This is a genomic window from Streptomyces sp. SID11385 (assembly GCF_010548245.1).
GTDB lineage: Bacteria > Actinomycetota > Actinomycetes > Streptomycetales > Streptomycetaceae > Streptomyces.
In genome coordinates this window covers 1-2,718 of the sequence record NZ_JAAGLR010000260.1, presented here as the reverse complement: position 1 = coordinate 2,718, position 2,718 = coordinate 1, and the positions used below count along the sequence as shown (strand labels likewise).

Annotated in this window: 4 protein-coding genes; 1 reads left to right on the top strand and 3 read right to left on the bottom strand. The window is 73.4% G+C overall.

Annotated features, from left to right (window positions below):
* Positions 1-647: aminodeoxychorismate/anthranilate synthase component II (locus G3I42_RS08020; RefSeq protein WP_164283746.1), on the top strand; the 647-nt coding region annotated here is incomplete at its 5' end.
* On the opposite strand, the gene G3I42_RS08015 is transcribed toward G3I42_RS08020, so the two are convergent.
* The 3 genes from G3I42_RS08015 to G3I42_RS08005 all read right to left on the bottom strand — a co-directional run.
* The gene (locus G3I42_RS08015; RefSeq protein ID WP_164283744.1) at positions 616-1,623 is read right to left on the bottom strand and encodes a 2-hydroxyacid dehydrogenase; all 1,008 of its coding nucleotides are present in this window, start codon (positions 1,621-1,623) and stop codon (positions 616-618) included. The genes G3I42_RS08020 and G3I42_RS08015 overlap by 32 nt on opposite strands.
* A 59-nt stretch (positions 1,624-1,682) precedes the next feature.
* A complete protein-coding gene (locus G3I42_RS08010; RefSeq protein ID WP_164283742.1) occupies positions 1,683-2,363 on the bottom strand; it encodes a response regulator transcription factor in 681 nt (226 codons plus the stop codon).
* A partial coding sequence (locus G3I42_RS08005; RefSeq protein WP_203606517.1) for an ATP-binding protein occupies positions 2,360-2,718 on the bottom strand: 359 nt, incomplete at its 5' end. The genes G3I42_RS08010 and G3I42_RS08005, both read right to left, overlap by 4 nt.

Here is a 2,718-nt window from a genome sequence, read left to right as displayed (position 1 = left end):
TCGCGCCGTTCTGGCTGCGGCTGCGGGAGACGCCGGGCGGGGAGCCGAGGGCGCGGGTCCTCGTCGTGGACGCGGAGGACACGTTCACGGCGATGCTCGCCCACGTGCTGCGCGCGACGGGCTGCGAGGTGACCGTACGGCGGCACGACGAGCCGGGCCTGCACGAGGCGGCGCTCGCCCACGAAGGACCGGTCGTGCTGGGCCCCGGGCCCGGTGACCCCGCCGACCGCGAGGACCCCCGGATGCGGCGCCTCGGCGCGCTCGCGGACGCGCTGCTCGCCGGGCACCGGCACGGCGTGCTCGGCGTGTGCCTGGGCCACGAGCTGATCGCGGAGCGCCTCGGCCTCCCCCTCGTCCGCAAGGACGTCCCCTGCCAGGGCGCGCAGACGGAGATCGGCTTCTTCGGCCGCCGCGAGACGGTCGGCTTCTACAACAGCTTCGTCGCCCGCTGCGACGACGAGGCCGCCGCCGAACTCGCGGCCCACGGCATCGAGGTGAGCCGCGACCCGGCGAGCGGCGAGGTGCACGCCCTGCGCGGCCCCGGCTTCGCCTCGGTCCAGTTCCACCCGGAGTCGGTGCTGAGCCTGGGAGGGGTGGAGGTGGTGCGGGAGTCGATCACCCGGCTTCTGGTGCCCGCGGCACGATGACGTTCGGGGTCCGCCGCCCCGCCTCCCCGTCCCGCACGTTCTCCACGGTGGCCGCGATGATCTGCCCCACCGCGTCCTGCGTGTAGTACGCCTGGTGCGAGGTGACGATGACGTGCGGGAACGTCATGAGACGGGCCAGCACGTCGTCGTCCACCCCCTCCAGGGACTTGTCGAGGAAGAAGAGCCCGCTCTCCGCCTCGTACACGTCGAGCCCGACGCCCGCGAACCGCCCCTTGCGCAACTCCCCCACCAGCGCCTCCGTGTCGATGAGGCCGCCCCTGCTGGAGTTGACGAGGAGCGCGTCGTCCTTCATGAGGCGCAGCGCCCGCGCGTCGAGGAGGTGCGCGGTGGTGGGCAGGAGCGGCACGTGGAGGCTGACGAGGTCGGACTCGCGCAGCAGGCGGTCGCGGTCCACGTACTCCATGCCGAGGGCGCGGCAGTCCGGGTTCTCGTGGACGTCCCAGCCGAGCAGCCGCATCCCGAAGCCGTGCGCGATCGAGGCGAAGGCGGCGCCGATCCTGCCGGTGCCGATGATTCCGGCGGTGCGGCCGTGGAGGTCGCGGCCCATGAGGCCCTGGAGGCGGAAGTCGAAGTCGCGGGTGCGGATCGCGGCGCGCACGAGGTTGCGGTTGACGGCCGTCGCGAGGGCCCAGGCGAACTCGGCGACGGAGTACGGGGAGTAGGAGGAGACGCGGAAGACGGTGAGGCCGAGGGCTTCGGCGACGTCGATGTCGATGTTGTTGAAGCCGGTGGAGCGCTGGGCGATCATCCGCGTGCCGCCGGCGGCGAGGGTCCGCAGGACCTCGGGCCCGAGGTCGCAGTTGACGCTGGTCGAGATGGTCTGGTGGCCGTGCGCGATGGCCGCGGTGTCGGCGGTGAGGAACACCTCGACACAGCGCGCCCCGCCCTCTTCGGCGAAGGCGGCCTCGATCAGCGGCCGCTCGTCGGCCTGCACTCCGAACGCGAGCACGTCCACGTCAACTCCCTGTGTCGGGCCATCACCCTACGGCGGCCGGTGGGCGCCCCCCAGGGTCCTCAGGCCGGGTCGTCCAGCCCTTGTTCGATCGCGTAGCGGACGAGTTCGACCCTGTTGTGGAGCTGCAACTTCCCCAGCGTGTTCTGCACATGGTTCTGCACGGTCCGGTGCGAGATGACGAGCCGCTCCGCGATCTGCTTGTAGCTCAACCCCTTCGCCACCAGCCGCAGCACCTCCGTCTCGCGCTCGGTGAGACGCGGTGTCTCAGGTCCCCCGGCGGCGGCCTTCGGCTCCGGTTCGGCGGCGAGCCTGCGGTACTCGCCGAGGACGAGCCCGGCGAGTCCGGGCGTGAAGACCGCGTCGCCGACGGCCGTCCGGCGCACCGCCTCGATCAGCTCCTCCGTGCTCGCCGACTTCACGAGGTACCCGGTGGCCCCGGACTTCACGGCCTCCAGGACGTCGGCGTGCTCGCCGGAGGCCGAGAGCACCAGGACGTGCAGTTCGGGCAGTTCCCGTACGAGCCGCTTGCACACCTCGACGCCGGGCAGGCCCGGCAGGTTGAGGTCCAGGACGAGCACATCGGGGCGCGCGGCGCTCGCGCGGCGTACGGCCTGCGGCCCGTCCCCGGCGGTCGCGACCAGCTCGAAACCGGCCGCCTCCAGGTCACGGGCGACGGCGTCCCGCCACATCGGGTGGTCGTCGACGACCATGACGCGGGCGGTCTGGGCGGGCGCGTTCATCGGACGCGGTCCTTCCTGTCATCGGTTCTTCCGTCCGGTTTCCCGTCCGGGCGCGGCAGGCGCAGTTCGACCTCGGTGCCCTGGCCGGGGACCGAGACGAGTGCCGCGCTGCCGCCGAGGTCGGCGAGGCGGCCCCTGATCGACTGCGCGACGCCGAGGCGCCCCTGCTCGGCGGCTTCGGCGAGGCGGCCCTCGGGGATGCCGGGCCCGTCGTCCCGCACGGTCACGAGCACCGCGTCCGTCTCGTCCTCGACGAGCAGCCAGGCCCGCGCCTCCTCGCCCGCGTGCCGCCCGACGTTGTCGAGGGCCGCGGCGACGGCGGCGGTCAGCTCGCGCGCGGCGTGGGCCGCGAGCG

What these genes read in the sequence shown, in the direction of transcription:
- G3I42_RS08010 (WP_164283742.1), bottom strand. Translation starts at nt 2,363, where the DNA reads ATGAACGCGCCCGCCCAGACCGCCCGCGTCATGGTCGTCGACGACCAC.